Source organism: Caulobacter sp. 05T431, from assembly GCF_056665975.1.
The window spans coordinates 1-453 of record NZ_JBFTKU010000116.1 but is presented as its reverse complement, the minus strand read 5'-3'; the positions used below and the strand labels follow the sequence as shown (position 1 = coordinate 453).

Below are 453 nucleotides of genomic sequence, written 5' to 3'. Positions count from 1 at the left end.
GAAGAGCACTTTCTCGAAGCTGCGCGTTATGGCGCTGGCAACGGTGGCGTTCGTCGTCGCCCTGTACCCCGTGGCGACCGTGGCGAAGGTCGCCGGCCGCATGTACGAGCTGATGCAGGATGCGGTCACGCACCCGGCACAGCACGGCGTGGCCGCGGCAAATACGCTCACCGGCTTGATCCCGACCATCTATAACGCGCTGGACGTCGTCTCGCGCGAACTGGTCGGTCTGATCCCAGCGGTGTCGTCAGACTTCGGCTACACCCGAGCGGCAGTCGGCCAGACCGTGACCTCGCCCGTTGCACCCGCTGCGACCGCCTCGGACATCACGCCGGCCGTTACTCCTCCGAACGACGGTGATCAGACCATCGGCACCATCTCGATGACGATCACCAAGGCCCGCCGCGTACCGATCCGCTGGAACGGCGAGGAAAAGAAGGGCCTGGACAACAA

Annotated in this window: 1 protein-coding gene; it reads left to right on the top strand. The window is 65.1% G+C overall.

Annotation, left to right across the window (positions count from 1 at the left end; genetic code table 11):
• Positions 1-453 (top strand): hypothetical protein (locus AC1U89_RS24765; protein ID WP_479902261.1); only part of this gene is annotated, 453 nt, incomplete at both ends.